This window comes from Asticcacaulis benevestitus DSM 16100 = ATCC BAA-896, assembly GCF_000376105.1.
GTDB classification, from domain to species: Bacteria; Pseudomonadota; Alphaproteobacteria; order Caulobacterales; family Caulobacteraceae; genus Asticcacaulis; species Asticcacaulis benevestitus.
This window is the reverse complement of record NZ_AQWM01000012.1, coordinates 1-19,755: the sequence shown is the minus strand read 5'-3', so window position 1 is coordinate 19,755 and position 19,755 is coordinate 1. Positions and strand designations below refer to the sequence as shown.

Sequence of the window (19,755 nt, the reverse complement as noted above, 5' to 3'; positions counted from 1 at the left end):
GAGAGACTAAACATGGTGTCGGGAGAGATCACGTGGGGCTGGTTGCAACCGTATCGGCGGCAAAGAAAACGAACGTCGTCACATGGTCAAAAGCCCTGGAGCCAGGGGCTAACAAATCCATTGCGTTGGGCTGTCTATACATTATGGCACATAGGCTCACTTCGCAATCGGTATTCTATGAATTATTAAATTGGAATATTTATTGCACCCATTATCCCTCTTTGTTAGAAAGCGTCGATGAAACTCTATGGCCCAACACCACATAGGGTTGGCTACCCGGACTTCCTTATCTTGTGGCAACTATCATGCGGAAGCTCGAGGCGCATATGTCCCTAAACCGACGAGACCTTTTGATAGGCGGCAGTAGTCTTGCTGTGGCAGGTCTGGCCTTTGGTCATCCGGCAACGGCTGTCGAAGCCCATGCGCCTTCGCAGCGTGAAAGCCTCCTGCTCGATAGTGGCTGGCGCTTTCATGAAGGCGATGTGCCCTTCCCCGCCATTTTATCTCAGGACGATTCCTACGATAATGCCAAGGCAGGCAAGGCCTGGGGCGCCGCGGCGCCGACATTTGACGATTCAGAGTGGCCCATTGTACGCCTGCCACATGATTTTGTCAGTTTTCAACCCATCGAAGAACATTACAACCGCGCACAGGGCTATCGAAAGCGCGGCATAGCCTGGTATCGCAACGTTTTACGTTTTGAGCCCGATGATACGGCTAAGCACATTGAGCTTCAGATTGAAGGCGTGGCCACCCATGCCACCGTCTGGTACAATGGTAACGTTATCGCCCATAACTGGAGTGGGTATAACAGCCTCTACATCGACCTGACGCCCTTTACAACTTACGGCAGCGAGCTCAACACCTTAGCCATACGCGTTGATGCTGAGTCTATGGAGGGATGGTGGTACGAAGGCGGTGGCCTGTATCGCACTGTGCGAATCGTCAAGCGCCATCCGGTTCATATTGTCACCGATGGGGTCCTTGCCCATCCTGTGAAACTGGCGTCCGGCTGGACATTGCCTGTGGAGGTCACGCTTTATAGCACGGCAAAAAGCAATAGAGTTGTATCTGTAAAGGTCAGCTTGAAAGACAAAGAGGGCACGGTCATCGACACCGAGACCCTATCCGTTACGGTGACGGCCCTCGACCAAAGGCTGGCTCGGCTAAACCTCACACACGATAGCCCAGAATTGTGGAGTGTAGATTGCCCCACACTCTATACTGTCGAAACCTGCGTCATGGACGGTGACCTGTGCGTGGATGGGCTCGTAACGACCTGCGGCTTTCGCACGACGCGGTTCGATGCAAAAACGGGCTTTTATCTGAATGACAAGCCACTCAAAATTCAAGGCGTGTGCATCCACCAGGATCATGCCGGTGTAGGCACCGCCATACCAGATGCGCTTTGGGATTATCGTATTCGGCGTCTTAAAGAGCTGGGTTGCAATGCCGTGCGTTGCACACATAACGCACCCTCCAGCATCGTTCTTGATCTCTGCGACCGGTATGGTTTGCTGGTCATGGACGAGAACCGCCTCTTTAATCCCTCTCCGGAGTACATCGATCATGTGCGCTGGATGGTGCGACGGGATCGCAACCATCCGAGCATTATCCTGTGGTCGGTGTTCAATGAAGAACCAATGCAAGGCTCGGCTGCCGGGTATGAAATGGTGCGGCGCATGGCGCACGAGGTGAAGTTGCTCGACACCTCACGCCCTGTGACCGCCGCCATGAACAGCGGTATGTTCTCCGCAATCAATGTATCTCAGGCCGTCGATGTCGTCGGTTTCAACTACCAGCAGGACAAGTATGACGCTTTCCACAAGGCGCATCCCGATATAGCTCTGACGTCGTCAGAGGATACCAGCAACTACAGTGTCCGCGGTGCGTATGTTACGGATCAGGACAAACGTCTGACGTCTGGCTATGACGATCCTCCGAAAGGCTGGGCCACCCACCGAGGATCCTGGAAGATGATCGCAGAACGTGATTTCATCGCCGGTGGCTTCGTATGGACGGGTTTCGATTACCATGGCGAACCCTCACCATGGGGATGGCCGACCAACTCTTCGATGTACGGCATTATGGACCTGTGCGGCTTTGAAAAGGACGCCTTCTATATTCACCAGGCGCAATGGATAAAGACACAGCCAGTTCTTCATATCGTACCGCACTGGAACTGGGAGGGTCGTGAGGGCCAGCCGATCAAGGTCATGGCATGCGCCAACAGCGATGATGTTGAACTCTTTCTGAATGGACACTCGCTCGGAAGACAGGTGGTCGATAAGTATGAGATGAATTTTTGGCAGGTTCCCTACGCACCGGGACGCCTCGAAGCGCTGGCCTATAAGGCCGGCAAAGTCATCGCCAGAGCGAGCGTGGAGACGACCGGCGTCGCTGTAGGGCTTAAGATCACGCCAGACCGGGAAACGGCAAAGGGCGATGGACTTGACGCAGTCGCCTTTCGCATAGAGGCGGTTGACGCCCGTGGCCGCACCCTGCCGACCGCGCAGAACACGGTGCATTTTTCCGTCACGAACGGCGATATTATTGGTCTTGGTAATGGCGATCCCAATAGCGCGGCACCGGAAAAGGGCAACCAACGCGCCCTTTTCAATGGCCTCGCTCAGGTGATCGTGCAGACGCAGACACGTGCAGGTGATTTGATCTTAATGGCGCAAGCCGAAGGACTAAAAACCGCAACAGCTCGTGTCAAGATCGAGCCGACGCAAGCGCCGTCGCGCCAGGCCACGACGACATCCGTTCAAGTCCTTGATTATTGGTATGACGCACCGCCAGAGATCACGCGAGAAGACGCGCTCAAAAACAGGCTTGTCAATATGACGTTGTGGCACGATTTCGGGCCACGTGAGTTGCAAGCCGGCCAAACCCGAGATGGTTATACACTCGTTTCCGCTCGTTACACGCCTTTTGCCAAGGTGCAAGCAGAGGGCGGAAGTCTTGACTTCCCTCGCCTCACGGGCGCCGTAGAGGTCTATGACGGAACGAAACTGATCGGCACCAAAACCGATCCTGCCGAAGGTTTCCTAAGCGTAGCCTTACCACCAGGCAAAGGCGAACGGCGCGTAAACCTGCTATTCAGAACCTTGGCGGACACGCCCTATGCCTTTCAGCAAAACGTGATCGTCCGTCAGCGATTCCAAGCGTTTTGAGTCATGAAACGGGTAATCGGCCATCGTCCTTATCAACCGTACCTTATCACCCAGGCACAAAGCGTCATTCGACAAAATAACGACGGCACCAGCGCCTATGGTCAGCCTTGGGCCGGCCCCTTTGATATCAGGTGCGCCGGCCGGCAGCACAGCCGCTCCGGGTCTGTTTAACGCTTTGCAATAGGATCATAAGATGCCTGATCATTCCGAGATAAAAAGGCTGGTTATCGTTGGCGGGGGCACGGCAGGATGGATGACGGCCGCGTTCCTGACGCGTTTTTTTTCACCCCTTCAGATGTCCATTACCCTTATTGAATCCACCGAAATCGGCACAGTTGGTGTGGGCGAGGCCACCATCCCTCCCATACGCGCTTTCAACCACAGCCTCGGCATAAATGAGGCCGAGTTTATGCGCGCGACACAGGCCACGTTCAAGCTCGGCATCGAGTTTCGCGGCTGGCGTGAACCCGGCCATACCTATATGCATCCGTTCGGATACACGGGTGCCAAAATTAATGGCCAGTCATTTCACCCCTTCTGGATCAGGGCACGGCAAATGGGTCAGGGGCATGCCTTTGCCGAATACAGCCTCAACACCCTGGCTGCCTATGCCGGTAAATTCGATTGGCCCTCTGCGGATCCTAGCTCACCCAAATCCACCCTGGCCTATGCCTATCATTTCGATGCGGCCCTTTATGCCGCCTATATGCGCCGTCTGTCGGAAACACGCGGCGTGCAACGCCTTGAAGCGACAATTACCCATGCCAAAAGAAGTGCTGAAGACGGTGGCATCGATACCTTGTGTCTCAGCGATGGCCGCGAGGTGGCGGGCGATTTCTTTTTCGATTGCTCAGGCTTTCGCGCTCTACTCATTGGCGAGGCGATGAACGTCCCCTTTGAGGACTGGTCCAACCACCTGCCCGCCAATCGCGCCGTGGCCATACCCTCTGGGGTGAGTCAGGACATTTTGCCTTATACCCAAGCGACCGCGCAAAGTGCCGGCTGGCACTGGCGTATCCCTCTACAGCATCGCACGGGGAACGGTTACGTCTACGCCAGCGACTTCATCAGCGACGAAGCTGCTGCAGCAAGTTTGCTTCAAGCCCTTGATGCGCCCCCTATGGCAGACCCTCGCGTCCTGAAATTTACGACAGGGCATCGTAAAGCCTTCTGGGTTAAAAACTGCCTAGCGATAGGTCTGTCGGGAGGATTTCTCGAACCCCTTGAATCGACCAGTATTCACCTGATTCAGAACGCACTCACGCGATTATCCTCGGTATTTCCGACGCGCCGGATAGATGGCGTGTCAGCGAGGCTCTACAATCGCGTCATGAGCGAGGAGTTTGAAACGATCCGCGATTTTCTGATTTTTCATTATCACGTCAATGGTCGCCAAGGCGAACCGATGTGGGATTATCTGCGTCATATGAGCATTCCCTCATCATTGGCCGAAAAAATAGACTTGTTTTGTGAGCGCGGCCTGACCTCTTTTCCAAATCAAACCGTATTTCAGGAGGAGAACTGGATGTCCGTCATGCTGGGCCAAGGCCTCGTGCCGCAAACCTTTGATCCACTGGTCGGTGCGGTCCCAGATGCGGGTATGCTGGCAGCCTTGAAACAAATTCATCAAACATGTCTGCAGACATTGAGCGAAATGCCTGCCCATACGGTCGCGTTAAAGAAAGCTCAAACGCCTTAGACCGACCTTATTCACGGTGGAGGCAAAAAGGGTGTACGGACTACGCCGTCAGAGACCCGCTACGCAATTACATAAGGAAGGTTGCGAACGACCAATTCCGTTGTTCCAATCACCGGTTCGCCCGGGTTGACACATCTGCATAGCACCGTAACTGCTCTTCGAGTTCTGCTATGCGCTGGTCACGCGCCTCGATGGCTGCCGCCACATCCGCGGCCTCAAACCGCTGCGGGATATGCTGCGGACAGTTGGCATCCCACGCCTCGACCGTAAACAGGATGACCTGCTCGGGCCGTACGCGATAGCCCTCAGGCATCAGCCCGGCCACCAAATCGGCATCGTCTTCGATGATCCTGGCCGTGCCCCAGATCTTGATTCGACGGGCATGGGCGTAGTCGATCAAAAACAGATGCGCCTTCGCATTTTCACTCAAATTACCTTGCGAAATATATTGCCTGTTGCCGGTGAAATCGACAAAGGCGATGGTGCGCGCATCCAGTATATGCAGAAATCCCGGCGGCCCGCCACGATGCTGGATATAGGGTTGACCATCGGCGCTGGCTGTCCCCAAAAAGACACTCGTCTGGGCGGCAATAAAAGCAGCCAGATCGGGTGGAATCTCGCTCTGCCAGCCGCTCATCGCCTCCATGTGCGCATAGCCGCGCCTGGAACCCTTGCGTGTCTGTACCGCCTTAACCGCAGGCGAGAAGGCGATATCGCTGGTGTACATGGTTCTGCGTCTCCCACACTAAAGGCCCAGCTCGGTGAGGCCCGCGTGATCGTCCGGCCGGCGCCCATTGTCGCCGCGCGCCCAGTGAAACTTGCGCTCGTTTTCCGCTATCATCAGGTCGTTGATACTGGCAATGCGCACCTCCATTAGCCCGTTGGCGTTGAACTGCCAGTTTTCAATGCCATAGCTGCGGAACCACTGGCCGTCCGCGTCGCGCCACTCATAAGCAAAACGCACGGCGATGCGATGACCGCTGAAAGCCCAGAGTTCCTTAACCAGACGATAGTCGCGCTCATTCTGCCATTTACGCGTCAGGAAGGCTTCGATGGCCCCCCGCCCCTGCAGGAAGTCTGACCGGTTGCGCCACCGGCTGTCGGGCGTATAGGCCAGAGCGACGCGCGCCGGATCGCGGCTGTTCCAGGCGTCCTCGGCAAGCCGCACCTTGGCAATGGCGCTCTGACGGCTGTAGGGTGGCAGGGGTGGTCGGCTCATGGCGCAACTCCAAAACAGGAAGGGCCGGCGGCACGATGCCGCCGGCAAGACACAGACCTAAGCGACGTTCTTGGCAGTCACGACCGGGAAGTCGATCTCGGTCCCGGCAACGTTATTGATGTAGTTGGTCCAGGTATTGAGCGCGACGTGCTGAACGATTTCGATGACCTGCGCGTCGTCATAACCGGCCAGCTTGACGGCGCGGACGTCGTCATCAGCCACATGACCACGGCTATCGGCGACCTTGACGGCAAAGCGCACAGCAGCGTCAGCCTTCGGATCGGTCGAGCCCCCGCGGCGATTGGCCAGCATCTCGGCCTCATCGAGATGGGCCAGGTTGGCGCCGAGATAGGTATGCGCTGACAGGCAGTAGTCGCAGCCATTGATCTGCGCGACGGCCAGGGCAATCCGTTCGCGCGTCTGGGCCGGCAGCGCGCCCTTGGCGAGAGCACCCGACATGCCGAGATAACCTTCGAGCGCGGCCGGGCTGTTGGCGACCAGACGGAACAGGTTGGGCACGACGCCCAATTGCTTGTTGACCGCGTTCAGAAGCGGTTGCGAGGCGGCGGGGGCCTCATTGACGGTGGCGGGGGTCGAAAGGCGGGTCATGGGATATGTCCTTAAAATGATCATGCCGTCTGTCCGGCAGACCCAGAAGTTATCACTTCCAATTTATTGCAATAGATGGCAATATTGGGAACAATCCTTCCAATATATGGAAATATAAATGGACCGACTGCAGTCGATGGCGATCGTCCTTGAGGTTGCGCAAACGGGTAGCCTGTCCGCGGCCGCTCGCAAACTGCACATGCCGCTGGCGAGCCTCAGCCGCAAGGTATCGGAGTTAGAGACCCATCTTGGCGCGCAGATTTTCACAAGGAACAGCCGCAAGCTGGCTCTGACGGATTCCGGTGAGGCGTATATGACCGCCGTCAGGAGGATTCTTGACGACATCTCGGAGGCCGAACGCACCATCGCCGGCGAGTTCCGCACACCCAGCGGCGAACTGGTCGTCACGGCGCCGGTCGTCTTCGGGCGAATGCACGTCCTGCCGGTCGCCACGGCGTTCCTCAAGGCCCACCCCGATATCGACCTCCGCCTTATACTGACCGATCAGGCCCTGAACCTCGGCGAGGACCACATCGACTTGGCGCTGCGCATCGGCCCGTTGTCCGACAGCCAGATGCGTGCCCGCCTGGTGGGCACCACTCGGCGCGTTGTCTGCGGTAGCCCGGCCTATCTGGCGGCGCGTGGTCGTCCGCAGACCCTTGCCGAGCTTGCCGATCACGACGGTATAACACTCGACAGCCTGGCTTCGGCGGCGGGCTGGCAGTTCCGCAACGGCAAACGCGACGTCACGGCGGCGATCCATTCACGAGTGAAGGTCAACAGCCCGCCTGCCGCCATCGACGCCGCCACTTCAGGCCTGGGCCTTACCCGCGTTCTGTCGTATCAGGTGGCGGACGCCTGCCGCAGCGGTGACCTGCAGATCGTACTGGAAAAGTTCGAGCCCGAACCCTGGCCGATCCATCTGGTCCATATGGCGCAGGGCCCGATCGCGCTCAAGGTCCGTGCCTTCCTCGACTGGGCTGCACCGGAATTGAAGGCGCGCCTCAACTGCGCTTGACCCAATCACTTTCCAACACGACCTGCGACCCGCTAAGGCCTTCTATGCCAAAATATTGAGCGTTTGGCCGGGCGATGTTGCCTGGGCTGAGGTCACGGGTGAAGCAGAGGGGGATGCCAGTGTCCCGCTTAAACTGCCGCCGAAGGTGACAGCCTGGGTGCGTGAGGGATCGCTCTTTGCACTTACGTCGTAAGGCCCTGATTTTGGATGAGACGGGTCTATATGCTTCTTCGCATAGTCAACGTCGGTGCAGTTTTTGCAGCTAAAACCGTTGACGGTCACGGGATGAGGGTAATCGCCGCTGATTGACATTCTGTCCACCTGTGTTGTGCCTCAATTTAGTACGCTGTGATGAACAAAACGGTTACATCGGCACGTCAAAAAAATCATAGCCATTGTTCGCGGCTTCGAACGAAAGCCGAATAACAACCAAATCGCCTTTTTGCGCTGGCGCGGCGCGATCCCTTGATCCAACCGAGGAGATCACGCCACACAGTGCCTAAAGCGGGATTTTTCCACCAGCGACCAGACACGCCTTGGCGCTGGCCACCTCGAAACCATGCCCCTTGCATTGGTTCAGTCCTTTAGTCTTGCACTCCGACTGGCCTTTGAGCGGCCTTCAGGGTCAGCGTATCTTCATCAAGCGGTCGAGACTCCAGGCACCGCCGCCCCGGGCGATCAGCAGGATCAGTAGCGCGACCCAGCTGAGGTGGGTTGGCCAGGCGTCGGGATAGACGAAGATTTCGATCACCGCCGTCATGCCGAAGAAGGCCAGCGCCGAAAACCGGGTAAATAATCCGAGCACCAGCAGGATCGAAAAGGCGTGCTCGGCGTAGGTGGCCATATGGGCCGCGATCTCCGGCGGGATCAGAGGCACATGATAGTCCTCACGGAACAGGGTGTAGGTGCCATCTGTGATATGCAGGACGCCATCGACCTTGCTACGACCCGACAGGAAGAATATGCCCGCAACACCAAAGCGGGTCACAAGCAGGATGAGGTCATCAGGTATGAAACGCTGCAAGGCCTCCCCCATGGCATTGATTGGCCTTAAGAGGGCTGGGCTTTCATGGGTTGGCGGGGTCATGGCAGGCTCCTTCAATTGGAAGTGGGATCACGGCGGCAAAGACGCCGCTTGAGAAAAGATCGGCGAACATCTCAGGCATCTCCGCCAGGGGCATATGCGTGGCGGCCATCGCGACCGCGGCCGCAACGGACTCACCACGCCGGCAAGCCTCCAGAAAGGCGAAGGCCGCCGGCTTGAGGCATTTCGTCTGGACGTCGCTTAGGGGCCGCCAGATCAATAGGGCCTGGGCTTCGTCCAGGAGCTCAAGCTCGTCAGGTGCTTTTGGTCCACGCAAAGCTACCCATAGGTCAGGTATGGACGTATCGAACATGACCAGTCGAACAGACGGAACCGGTTGCAGAGACACATAGTGAAAACCATCCGGCGACATCGCCCCTAGGGCCTCGGGCGCCAGGCAGACTCTGTCTGCCGCCAAATGCGCCTCGGTCCACAACCGATCAAGCCGCGCAAGGTCCGGCAGATAAGGCAATTGCCGCGCCGGCTCGAATTCGGCCAGCCAGTCTGGGAACGCGTCGCCGTAATGGATCAGAGACGCCTGCGCTGGCGGATGTGAATGCGCGAATAGCACTGCGGCTTCACGCAACCAATCCGGGCCGACGACCGCCAATACTGCGGGAAAAGAAGCGGCTATGGCATCTGACAAACCCTTGCAGACCGTATTCCGGTAAATGCTCAGGCCGGCTACGCCCTGCGCGGCGTCCGGCCACCACGCAGAAAGCGCTGCATCGTCACCGGCCAGCGCACTTGAGAAGGCGTCATAAAAGGCCTCGGCCCTGTGCTCAAACATGTGCCAACGCCTTGTTCACCGTCGCTGCGGCCGTCAGCAGGCCGTGGGCGCGGTCCCGCTCGCTCATCAGAACGTCATAGAGCGGGATATTGTCGTCGCGTTCGATCAGGGTCGGCCGGGGGCCAATTCTCGCAATTAAGCGCTCGTAGAGTTCCCAGACCCTGTCAGAAATTGGCGCCGCATGGGTGTCGATCAACATCTGACTGCGCGGTCCGGGATCAACCTCGTGACCAGCCAGATGAATTTCACCGATGGCCTCGACAGGAATCTTCGCCAGATACAGTTCGGCGTCGTAGCCGAGATTATGGGCACTGATGTGGACATTATTGATATCCACCAATAGTCCGCAGCCGGTTCTTTGGACGAGCTCACGCAGGAAGTCAGGTTCGTCCATATCGTGGCCGCGCAATGGCATATAAAGCGACGGATTTTCGATCAGAAGCCTGACACCCAAAATCGACTGGGCGTGGTCGATAGTGTGAGCGATACGATCGAGGGCGCGAGAGGTTCTTGGAAAGGGCAGCAAGTCAGGCGCATAGGCGCCACGTCGCGTCGACCAGGCCAGATGCTCCGATACGGCAAACGGCTGGAAGCGGTCAATCAACCGTTTCAAGGCCCGTAAGTGATTGTCGTCCGGCAGCTCATCGGCGGCCAGCGACATGCCGACGCCATGCAGCGACAACGGGTGACGTAAAGCGATTGTCTCCAGCCAGGCCAGTCTGGGACCGCCTTCGGCCATGTAGTTTTCCGGATGGACCTCGAACCATAGCCCCTCGCGCAGGTCTTCTGCTGCCTCGGCATAATGCTCCGGCTTCAAACCAACACCAGCGGTCGGGCTATGGATCATGGCGAACGTCTCCGGCCTGACTTTAAGGCTTCGGTGTCAGAGAGCCGTAGCCCTTGGGTGTTTTGATCGTGACACAGGTGCCCTTCGGCACTTCCTTGAACGCCTTGCCGTCATAGTTGATCCTGGAGGTGCCGGCGCAGGTGGTGCCAGCGCCCGCCTTGCAGTCGTTCTGACCGGCCTTAGCGACCCCGTAGCACTTTTCGGTTTCCACCGGCTTCTTGTCAGCCGCAAGGGCAGCACCCGATACAAGGGCAAGGACGGCCGCCGCCGTAAGGCCTGTCTTTAAATACGTCATGCGCAATCTCCATTCAGCAGGTTGAAAATGGTCACGCCCCTCAGGCGGCCATGGTCAGAATTACGCCGCGATGAGCCATCCGGTTACAGGTCGAGGAAAAAAATTCGAGCTTTCGGGAATGAAAGTACGGCCCTGATGACGCAGCCCCTGCCCGCATCGACGGTTACAAAAACTTTTCCAGAGGCGTGTAACTTTCACCGGCAGACCGGCGTAATCCTCATTGCCATTCCGGCACTACACACATCTGAGAGGACTGCCCTATGATCACGTTAAAATCCGGCGCCGCCATTGCATCCGCCGCTGCCTTCCTGGCCATGTCGACCTTCGCGACCGCCGCCACGCCGCCCGCCGGCGCTTCCGGAGCTGCAATCTCGGCCGCGGACACGGTTCATTGCTACGGCATCAATAGCTGCAAGGGCACATCCGACTGCAAGACCACGGCTCATGACTGCCGGGGTATGAACGACTGCAAGGGCCAGGGCTTCAAGGAACTCACGGCCAAGACCTGCCTGGCCAAAAAGGGCACAATCGGCGACATCAAGTAATACCCCAGGCGCCTGACCGCCTCTTCGTCAGGCGCCGTTCTTTTCTGGAAGCCTTATGTCCGCCATCACGCCCATACACCCTTTTTCCGGCTTCGGCCTTGGCCTGCGAACGCCGCACTATGCGGATTTTTTGCAGGCGCGACAGCCTGTCGACTTCGTTGAGATCATTTCTGAAAACTTCATGATCGAGGGCGGCCGGCCTCTATGGGTGTTGGATCAGATTTGCCAGGCCTATCCGGTTTGCATGCACGGGGTATCCATGTCGCTGGGCGCCAGTGACGGCCTCAATCCGGCGTATCTGTCCCGATTGCGCGCCCTGGCTAACCGCATCGAGCCCTTGTGGGTATCCGACCATCTGTGCTGGACAGGCATCGGCGGGACCAACAGCCATGACCTGCTGCCCTTGCCTTTGACCGGCGAAGCGCTTGAGCGCGTCTGCCGCAATATCGACCAGGCACAGACCGCGCTGGGCCGAAACCTGCTCATCGAGAACCCTTCCACCTATGTGACCTTTCCCGAGGACAGCTATACGGAATGGGACTTCCTGTCGGAAGTTTGCAAACGCAGCGGATGCGAGCTTCTGCTCGACATCAATAATATCTATGTCAGCGCTCATAATCACGGATTTAAAGCATCCGATTATATCGATGGCATCCCGGCAGCTCGCGTGCGCCAGATCCATCTGGCCGGTCACTCGACACATGAAGCCCTGCTGATCGATACACACGACCAACCCGTTCCCGATGGGGTGTGGGATCTGCTGGAGCGCCTTTACCCGCGCCTGGATCAGGTGGCCGTTATGATCGAGCGCGATGACAATATTCCGCCCCTTGCCGATCTGCTGGCCGAAGTCGCACACGCGCGTGACATCGCCAGCCGTACCGTCTCTGTGACACCTCAAGCAGAGCCCGCCGAATGACTCTAGCCGCAACGCAAGCCCGGTTCTTTAAGCGCATTCTCGATGACGCGCCGTCGCCGCTTACAGCCGGCGAGGCCGTTTATCATTTCGCTTATCGCAGTCGCCTGATGGAGGCTCTGCGTGACACCTACGGCCGTGTCTGGTCCTGGCTCGGCGATGAGGCCTTTGACGCCGCAGGACTGGCACACATCACCACCCATCCCCCCACGTCCTGGACGCTCGATGCGTTTGGCCAGGGTTTCGATGAGACCCTGGCGGCCCTCTATCCTGACGATGCTGAAGTACCGGAACTCGCCTGGCTCGACTGGGCCCTCAGACAAGCCTTTTCCGCCGCGGATACGCCAGCCCTCGATCAAAACGCCCTGGCGCAGGCCGACTGGTCAGTGGCCCGCCTCAGCCTTGCGTCAGGCTTTCGCCACACGCCCCTATTCACCAACGCCGCTTCCATATGGCAGGCCTTGTCTCGTGACGAGGCGCCACCGCCGGTTCAAACCTTGAGCGGGGCGGCCGGGCTCACAGTCTGGCGGCATGGACTTGAGCCCGTGTTTCGCACCCTGGAAGCGGATGAATATGCGGCGATCGTGGCGCTGCAAGGCGGTGCGTCATTCGCCGGCATCTGCGCCGATCTGGAACGCCGCCACCCCGAAATGGAGACCACCCTCACCGCCTCACAGTGGCTGGGGCAATGGATATCCGGCGGCCTCATCTGCGGCATTTACTGAAATCTGCAGGCGTCCAAACGACTTTACCGTTTCAGGAGACAGCTGCCAAGCAGCGCGTTGAAACCTGTGAATATTGGCACAGCCAGGCCATAGATCAACACAATGTAAACCAGGTGCTATTTGCGTGAAGTGTACAGGAACGAGCAGGCTAGTCTAGGTGTTAAATCACGAGCGAATCTTGGCTAAGCGCTGCCACTGCCGGTACTCGTAGTCTTGGAATTCATCCTTGTATGACGCAAAGTCTCCACAAGCCAATTCCTGAATTGAGCCATGGCTGGAGTTTCCGTTCGCGATTTCAGGCGCGTCAACCAGTAGCTGCCGCGCGACACATAGATGTCGAACGGCTGAACCATCAGGCCGGACGACAGCAGCCGCTCGAACATCAAGGGCGGCGCCAGAGCGATGCCCACCCCCTGCAAGGCGGCCTCCATCATGGCTAGCGAAGAATCAAACATCATGGCCCGTGTTAGGGCGGGCCCAACGCCAAGCCCGGCGGCTTCGAACCAACCCGACCATTCATCCGCTCGGTAGGAGCGCAGCAGGGTATGGGAGAAAAGGTCTTGCGGGCCGCGCAAGGTCTCGGCGATCTGTGGCAGGCACAGGACTGACAGCGGTGCCTCAAACAGCCGCTCGGCCAGGGTGTCGTGCCAAGCGCCATTGCCAAAGCGAATGGCGTAGTCCAGCCCCTCAGAGGCAATATCGACGCGGTTATTGTTGGTCGACAAACGGACCTCGATATGCGGGTGCAGTTCTCGCAGATGCGGCAGACGCGGCAGGAGCCAGCCGACAGCGAACGTACCGACAGCGCCGAGATTCAAAACTTCGCGAATATAGCCGCCATCAAATCGTTCCAGTAGGTCAGCCATACGGTCGAAAGATTCCGTTACGGCCGGCAGCAGTGCCTCGCCCTCGGCCGTCATCCGCAGACCGCGCGGCACGCGCATGAAAAGGGGCGCGCCCAGACGCTCCTCCAACAGCTTGACCTGATGACTGACGGCCGCCTGCGTCACGCACAGCTCGATGGCCGCCCTGGTGAAACTCAGGTGGCGCGCAGCGGCTTCAAAAGCGCGAAGAGCATTCAGAGGCAAGGGCGAACGTGGCATATCATACCCAAATTTTTCTAATACCTATCCCCAATTATCATCGTTTGCACTTGGCAAAAAGGCTTGTAATTTATGAGCATTCACGTTTCCGAACAGAATGTGGCCGAACGCCAATCCCTAACAAAAAGTTAATTCAACTTGCCTGACGCGGCCGTCTCTCATGCCTGCGCCCCTGGCAAGCATATCGGAGGATATTCATGCGATTGAAGACGGCGTTGCTCGTGACGACCACCCTGATCTGCGGAACGAACGCGGCGCTGGCCCAGGAGGGACCTCTGTCAGAGCCGGCCGCCGACACGCCCGACCCGACAACCATTATCGTCAAGGGTAAGAAAAAGGACGTCGTCAAGAAACTCGACAAGACTGTCTACAGCACAGCCAATAATCCCACGGCCGACAGCGGCACCGCACAAGACGTGCTGCAATCGACTCCGACCGTGTCAGTCTCGGCCGGCGGTGATATCTCGGTCCAGGGCAATAAGAATGTCACCGTCCTGGTTAATGGCAAGCCGTCCACTGCCATGATGGGCGAAAGCCGCGCGGTGACTCTGCAGACCATGTCCGGCTCGGATATTGCCAGCGTCGAGGTCATTACCAACCCGTCGGCCGCCTACAGCGCCAATGGCGGCGCCATCGTCAACATAGTGCTAAAGAAGGACCGCAAGCCAGGCGCGCATGGCTCCGTCCGCGGCAATATGAGCGATCAGGGCCTGTGGAATATCACCGCGGCCGGCGATTACACGCGCAACAAACTGTCCCTGCATGCCACGGCCGGGATACGTCGCGACGGCTCGCTGAAGTTCCGCCAGTCCGATGTCCACTGGACCGATCCTTTGACCGGTGGCTTCGGGGAAAACAGCCAGTCATCTGAAGTCTTCATCCGTCGCACGACGTGGAACGCCTCGATCAGCACCGACTATGACCTAAGTGAAACGGATACTTTGAGCGCCTCGGCCAGTTATAATTTCCGCAGGTCGCGGCCTTATTTCGATGAATTCCACGCAGATTACTATGCTGGTACCCCAACCGACACCTATCACCGTATCTCCAACGGCCCCAACCAGCAATCCGACAACAGTTTCGGCCTGAGCTACAGCCACCAGAAGGACGACATCGTCCTCAAGGCCGGCGCGCAGCACAGCGACACCGACATCCTGGTCGATAAGTCCGCCGGCAATGTCTACATATATCCAGTACAGCCCACCGCCTATAACCGGATCGCCAACCGCAATGGCCTGCACATGGACCAGGCCAATTTCGACTATGCCCGTCCCTTTGGCGCCACAGGCCAGGTCAGTTTCGGCCTCTTCTACGAGAAGACCCGCAACGATATTGATAACTACTTCGCCGGCATCGATCCGGTCACAAGCGCCGAGACCGTGGATGGCAATATCACCCATCGCTATCGCGTGATCGAAACCCTGAAGGCGGGTTACGTCACCGGTCAGATGACTTGGGCGGAGAAGTGGGAAGCCCTGTTCGGCGTGCGGCTGGAATCCACCAACACGCGCCTTGATGCCGAACACCAGTCACCAATCCCGGACGGCGATTTCCTGGCCGTCAATCCGAGCCTGCACCTGAAATACACCTTCAGCTCCAAAAAATACCTGAAACTGAGCTACAGCCAGAGCCAGCAACGGCCCGATCCGCGCGACATGAGCCCCTATGCTACCTACTGGGACGCGCAGAACGTCTTCATCGGCAATCCCAACCTGAAGCCACAGAACCTGAAAGCCCTCGAACTCGTCTATGAGACGGATCGCGATCGCCTGAGCCGCAACCTCGGCCTGTTCTACCGTACGAGCCGCGACACGGTGATCGATGTCCGCAGCGTTACGGCGGACGGCGCTTTCCTGAACAGCAAGGCGAACAGCGGCAGCGGGCTATCGGCCGGCGTGGATGCGTCCTTGGCCTGGGACGTGTCGGATGCCTTTCACTTGAGCGCGGACGGCAGTGCCTATTTTGTGAGACTGGAGGCGCTGGATCTGGATGGCCTTAACCGCCAGAGCGGCACGTCCTATTCTGCCAATCTCAACCTCAACTACAGCAAGGGTAAGGACGTGTTGACCTTCGATGCCCACCTGCAAGGCCCAGGCCTGACGCCGCAGGGCACTTATTCGGCCACCAACACGCTGAACCTGACCTGGAAGCACCACCTGACAAAACGCCTGGACCTCAACATGAACATCCGGGACCTGCTAAACGGCTCAAAGCAAAGTTATACCAACCGAACCTCGACCTACTATCAGCGCGGCTATGATCATTTTGACGTGCGCCGCGTCTTCATTGGTTTCGTGTACAAGGTTGGCTAAAGGAATAAAATGAAAGGGCTCGCACATGACGTCTCCCTTGAAACGACGAAACTTCATGGGCGTCCCCGGGCCAATTCTTCAACACCCTGCCGGAGCAGGTTCCTATCAGGTTGCATCATAGCCAGCGGCCGCGAACACGTTTTTGCGATGTGAATATGACAATGGCATTGGCTATCGCCGATAGCTGTTTGTCTTCTATTTGATAAGAAATTGCCAATTTAGGTGAAGCGCCCAAATGTGCCGCCAAATTAAGACGCGGACTGTTCCCGTTGTTAACAGGGAATTGTTTTCCGATAAATTTTGGTATTATTATGCATGGAAAACTGGCGTTTCAGTTTCTTGGCATAAGGCGAAGGTCAACGTGGCGGGAGTGAGGGTCTTCGTTCGAAAGGAAAGCCGCGATATTGGCATTCGACGTGAGCCTGTATTGTATCAGAGCTTCCATTGACATCGGGGTCGCGAAATAGAAACCTTGCAGCAGATCGCAATTTAGCAGCCGCAAAAGGTTCGCCTGCCAGTCCGTCTCAATGCCTTCGGCGACAACCTTCAGGTTTAGGCTGTGCCCCATGTCGATGACCGCGCGTACAATTTGCGTGGCCTGTGATTGCTCGCCGATATTGCGCAGGAAGGATTTGTCGATCTTCATGCCGTCGATCTCAAAGCTTTGCAGATAGTTCAGACTGGAATATCCGGTACCAAAGTCGTCAAGATAGACGCGGATGCCCAGGTTACGCAGCTGCGAAATTGTGCGTTTGGCGGCGGCCATATCCGAAATCAGCACTCCTTCGGTGATTTCGACATAGAGCAATGCGGGATCGACGCCAAAGGCAAGGAGTTTATCGGTAAGCATCGTCACAAAGCGACTTTGCCGAAATTGCACGGGCGATATGTTAACGCCAACCGGGACGTTCCCCAGCGTCTTTATGGCAATCAAGGCCTGATCGATCACCCAGTTACTCAGTTCTAGAATTTGCCCGCTTTCTTCGGCGATGGGTATAAGTATGCCCGGAGACACATCCCCCAGGCGCGCCGATTTCCATCGCAGCAAAGACTCGACGCTTTTCAGTTCGCCTGTTCTGGCGCAGATGATCGGCTGATAGTGCATCTGCAATTCGTCAGCAGTAATGGCGTTGCTGAGTTCTGCACGGACCAGTGTTTTAAAGGACAGCCTCTCTTCCATGCCATCATCGAACACACGGTAACTGTTCAGATTGGCGCTCTTGGCTTCATACATGGCAAGGTCGGCGCGTTTGAGCAGTTCATCGCCATCGTCATAGGCCAGATTGCCATAGGAGATACCGATGGATGCGCACGTATGCACCAGATGCCCCTCCAGGCGGAACGGAGGACGCAAGGCCTGCACCACAGCATCGGCAAAGACTTCAGGCTGAATATCTGCGGTCACGGGCATGATGGCCGCAAATTCATCGCCCCCCATCCGCGCGAGAGCGATTGCATCGGGCAACGCAGCGGTCAGGCGATGTGCAACCTCGGCAAGCAATAGATCGCCGACCTTATGGCCCAGGCCGTCATTGACTTCCTTAAAACGATTAAGATCGAAAAACAAAATCGCCATTTCGCTGTTCTCAAGGACGCGACCTTGGTCTTCCAGAACCCGGTTGAAAGCGACGCGATTCATGAGACCAGTAAGCGTATCGCTGTGCGCCTTGGCATCCAGACTGAGCCCGGCTTTTGACAGATTGCCGTTGTCAACAAGCAGTTTAATTTGGTTGAAGCCCAGAAAAGCTATACCTGCAAGTAGAACTGAGGCCACGACGATATCAAAGGGCGAAACGTAAGAGCCGCCCTGATGTCGCAAAATCAGAACGGAGCTCGTCGCGAACACAGTTCCGTAGCCGGCAAGTATTGGCAAAAACTTGCGTGCTATATTGCTTTCTTGTGTCTTGAAAGAGAGTTTCATAGGATCAATACTACCTGGCTGGGTTTAAATACGCCTAAACCCATATTAAACTAAGGATTTTGTTTCCGGTTCAGCAGATCCCGTGTACGTTGTAAGAGCATGCTTTCCAGATCTTCCTTCTCTTTCTGCAACAGGATGACAGTTTCCTTGCGCACCAATTGAGCTTTTAAGCGCGCGAGCAAGACCGGATAGCTGATCGGCTTCATGACAAAATCGTTGGCCCCCGCCTTCAGCGCCACGACGACCGAGGTTTCCTCGCCTATGGCCGTACACATGATAACGGGCATCTGGTTTTCGTCATAACGCTCGCGTATGGCCTTGAGCGTATCGAGGCCCGACAGCCCGGGCATCATCCAGTCGAGCAAAATAAGATCGGGTGGGGAGGCGCTTACCGCATTGAGCGCGGAGATACCATCGACGCTCATGTCCGTGGCATAACCGGAGCGACGCAGGAACCGGTCAAGAACGATGCGATTGTCCTCAACGTCATCGACGATCAGGATTCGGCGCTGAGAACTCGGGGCGGGCATTTCGACAACTTTGCTCATTGGGATACCATGGCTTTTAAATTCTGTATTATTTCTCGTGGCGAGGATCTGCCCTTGGCGCAATAGACATGGCCGGCCTCTCGAATTTTCAGATATTCTTGAGGATTGAGATCACGCGCGGACAGCACCATGATGGGAACCAGCTTCAGCGCTGCGTCTTTCGACAAGGTCTCCATCATTTCAAAACCATCCGTGCCGGGCATGCACAGATCAAGTATGATGGCTTTTGGGCGACGCGCGCGCGCCAGCGAAAGCGCCTCGGTTGCGTCCAAAGCCTGCTGCACGCGAAGACCAGCGCGAGCGGCAAAACGCTGAACGATGTCTCCCGCAACCGGGTCGTCGTCAACGAGCAGAATGTCACTTTCGACGGTCGCGGAGAAAACCTCAAGAATTCGGCGCAGATGATCGCGTTGCAGAGGCTTCACCAGAACCTCACTGGCACCAGCCTCCAGCCCGAGTAGTCGATTATCGTCGCTGGAGGCGAGAATCACGGGTGTCGAGCACAGGTCATCGTCCGCCCTGATTTCCGCCAAGACTTCGTAGCCCGACTGACCCGGCATATAGATATCAAGGATAATGATATCCGGTCTTTGCTGGCGGGCAATTTCCATCGCTCTGGGGCCAGAGTTCGCGCATGTTACCGTGTAGTCAAGCTTCGACAGCCACCGCCGGATGAGATCTAGTGTTGTGACTCTAACGCCTGTCGCCCCCTGGCGACCTTTTCAAGAATGTCTGTAGCGGATTTGGTCCAAACGAAGGGCTTTGGATCGGCGTTGTGATGATCGAGATAGTCTTGAATTGCGCCTTCGAGTTCGGCGACACTCTTGAACACGCCGCAGCGGATGCGATCGCCTGTTATCAAGCCGAAAAAGCGTTCGACCTGATTGAGCCAGGACGCCGAAGTGGGGGTGAAATGCATGTGGAAGCGAGGATGTTTGGCCAGCCATG

18 protein-coding genes and 1 pseudogene are annotated in these 19,755 nt (G+C 57.1%); 7 read left to right on the top strand and 12 right to left on the bottom strand.

What is annotated here, in order from left to right; genetic code table 11:
- Positions 1-326: 326 nt before the first annotated feature.
- Together galA and B060_RS0113130 are read left to right on the top strand one after the other, a co-directional pair.
- On the top strand, positions 327-3,176 hold the full coding sequence (gene galA, locus B060_RS0113135; RefSeq protein ID WP_035423164.1) for a beta-galactosidase GalA: 2,850 nt from the start codon (positions 327-329) through the stop codon (positions 3,174-3,176).
- A gap of 193 nt (positions 3,177-3,369) precedes the next feature.
- Positions 3,370-4,875 carry a tryptophan halogenase family protein gene (locus tag B060_RS0113130; protein WP_031220566.1) on the top strand — a complete coding sequence of 502 codons (1,506 nt, stop codon included), beginning with the start codon at positions 3,370-3,372 and terminating at the stop codon, positions 4,873-4,875.
- 109 nt (positions 4,876-4,984) lie between these two features.
- Here the strand turns inward: B060_RS0113130 and B060_RS0113125 are convergent, their stop codons facing one another.
- From B060_RS0113125 to B060_RS0113115, 3 genes are read right to left on the bottom strand one after another with little or no spacing between them, the layout of a single operon-like run.
- Positions 4,985-5,602: a pyridoxamine 5'-phosphate oxidase family protein gene (locus tag B060_RS0113125; RefSeq protein ID WP_018082251.1), complete on the bottom strand. Its 618-nt coding sequence runs from the start codon at positions 5,600-5,602 to the stop codon at positions 4,985-4,987.
- Between the two features lie 18 nt (positions 5,603-5,620).
- Entirely contained in the window at positions 5,621-6,094 is a 474-nt protein-coding gene (locus B060_RS0113120; RefSeq protein ID WP_018082250.1) for a nuclear transport factor 2 family protein, read from the bottom strand.
- A gap of 57 nt (positions 6,095-6,151) precedes the next feature.
- On the bottom strand, positions 6,152-6,703 hold the full coding sequence (locus B060_RS0113115; protein WP_018082249.1) for a carboxymuconolactone decarboxylase family protein: 552 nt from the start codon (positions 6,701-6,703) through the stop codon (positions 6,152-6,154).
- 118 nt (positions 6,704-6,821) lie between these two features.
- Between B060_RS0113115 and B060_RS0113110 the strand changes: the two genes are divergently transcribed.
- The gene (locus tag B060_RS0113110) at positions 6,822-7,721 is read left to right on the top strand and encodes a LysR family transcriptional regulator (protein ID WP_018082248.1); all 900 of its coding nucleotides are present in this window, start codon (positions 6,822-6,824) and stop codon (positions 7,719-7,721) included.
- Positions 7,722-8,346: 625 nt separating this feature from the next.
- On the opposite strand, the gene B060_RS0113100 is transcribed toward B060_RS0113110, so the two are convergent.
- Genes B060_RS0113100 through B060_RS0113085 form a run of 4 tightly spaced genes read right to left on the bottom strand, consistent with a single transcriptional unit; the run spans position 8,347 to position 10,737 of the window.
- On the bottom strand, positions 8,347-8,808 hold the full coding sequence (locus B060_RS0113100) for a DoxX family protein (RefSeq protein ID WP_026172815.1): 462 nt from the start codon (positions 8,806-8,808) through the stop codon (positions 8,347-8,349).
- Positions 8,789-9,595 (bottom strand): HvfC/BufC N-terminal domain-containing protein, encoded by an 807-nt coding sequence (locus B060_RS24480; RefSeq protein WP_018082245.1) that lies wholly within the window; start codon positions 9,593-9,595, stop codon positions 8,789-8,791. The genes B060_RS0113100 and B060_RS24480 overlap by 20 nt, the downstream gene beginning before the upstream one ends.
- Entirely contained in the window at positions 9,588-10,442 is an 855-nt protein-coding gene (gene bufB / locus B060_RS0113090) for an MNIO family bufferin maturase (RefSeq protein ID WP_018082244.1), read from the bottom strand. The genes B060_RS24480 and bufB (B060_RS0113090) overlap by 8 nt, the downstream gene beginning before the upstream one ends.
- Positions 10,443-10,464: 22 nt before the next feature.
- Complete coding sequence (locus B060_RS0113085; protein WP_018082243.1) at positions 10,465-10,737, bottom strand: BufA1 family periplasmic bufferin-type metallophore; 273 nt, start codon at positions 10,735-10,737, stop codon at positions 10,465-10,467.
- A gap of 260 nt (positions 10,738-10,997) precedes the next feature.
- Here B060_RS0113085 and bufA2 point away from each other — a divergent pair, with 260 nt between their 5' ends.
- The 3 genes from bufA2 to B060_RS0113070 are packed head-to-tail and all read left to right on the top strand — an operon-like array spanning position 10,998 to position 12,923.
- Complete coding sequence (bufA2, locus tag B060_RS0113080) at positions 10,998-11,282, top strand: BufA2 family periplasmic bufferin-type metallophore (RefSeq protein ID WP_018082242.1); 285 nt, start codon at positions 10,998-11,000, stop codon at positions 11,280-11,282.
- 55 nt (positions 11,283-11,337) lie between these two features.
- Positions 11,338-12,201, top strand: coding sequence for an MNIO family bufferin maturase (gene bufB / locus B060_RS0113075; RefSeq protein WP_018082241.1), 864 nt, complete (start codon positions 11,338-11,340; stop codon positions 12,199-12,201).
- On the top strand, positions 12,198-12,923 hold the full coding sequence (locus B060_RS0113070) for an HvfC/BufC N-terminal domain-containing protein (protein ID WP_018082240.1): 726 nt from the start codon (positions 12,198-12,200) through the stop codon (positions 12,921-12,923). The genes bufB (B060_RS0113075) and B060_RS0113070 overlap by 4 nt, the downstream gene beginning before the upstream one ends.
- Before the next feature lie 182 nt (positions 12,924-13,105).
- On the opposite strand, the gene B060_RS0113065 is transcribed toward B060_RS0113070, so the two are convergent.
- Positions 13,106-14,026 (bottom strand): LysR family transcriptional regulator, encoded by a 921-nt coding sequence (locus tag B060_RS0113065; RefSeq protein WP_018082239.1) that lies wholly within the window; start codon positions 14,024-14,026, stop codon positions 13,106-13,108.
- 197 nt (positions 14,027-14,223) lie between these two features.
- Here B060_RS0113065 and B060_RS0113060 point away from each other — a divergent pair, with 197 nt between their 5' ends.
- Entirely contained in the window at positions 14,224-16,338 is a 2,115-nt protein-coding gene (locus B060_RS0113060; RefSeq protein WP_081606849.1) for a TonB-dependent receptor, read from the top strand.
- 331 nt (positions 16,339-16,669) lie between these two features.
- Here B060_RS0113060 and B060_RS24475 read toward each other — a convergent pair whose 3' ends face one another.
- The 4 genes and pseudogenes from B060_RS24475 to B060_RS0113040 form a co-directional block, all read right to left on the bottom strand.
- The gene (locus B060_RS24475) at positions 16,670-18,259 is read right to left on the bottom strand and encodes a putative bifunctional diguanylate cyclase/phosphodiesterase (RefSeq protein WP_018082237.1); all 1,590 of its coding nucleotides are present in this window, start codon (positions 18,257-18,259) and stop codon (positions 16,670-16,672) included.
- 50 nt (positions 18,260-18,309) lie between these two features.
- Positions 18,310-18,807: a response regulator transcription factor gene (locus B060_RS24470; RefSeq protein ID WP_018082236.1), complete on the bottom strand. Its 498-nt coding sequence runs from the start codon at positions 18,805-18,807 to the stop codon at positions 18,310-18,312.
- Positions 18,804-19,469 (bottom strand): response regulator, encoded by a 666-nt coding sequence (locus B060_RS0113045; protein ID WP_244874632.1) that lies wholly within the window; start codon positions 19,467-19,469, stop codon positions 18,804-18,806. Before B060_RS0113045 ends, B060_RS24470 begins: the two co-directional genes overlap by 4 nt.
- A gap of 17 nt (positions 19,470-19,486) precedes the next feature.
- Positions 19,487-19,755: pseudogene (locus tag B060_RS0113040) on the bottom strand (hypothetical protein); the annotation flags it as partial.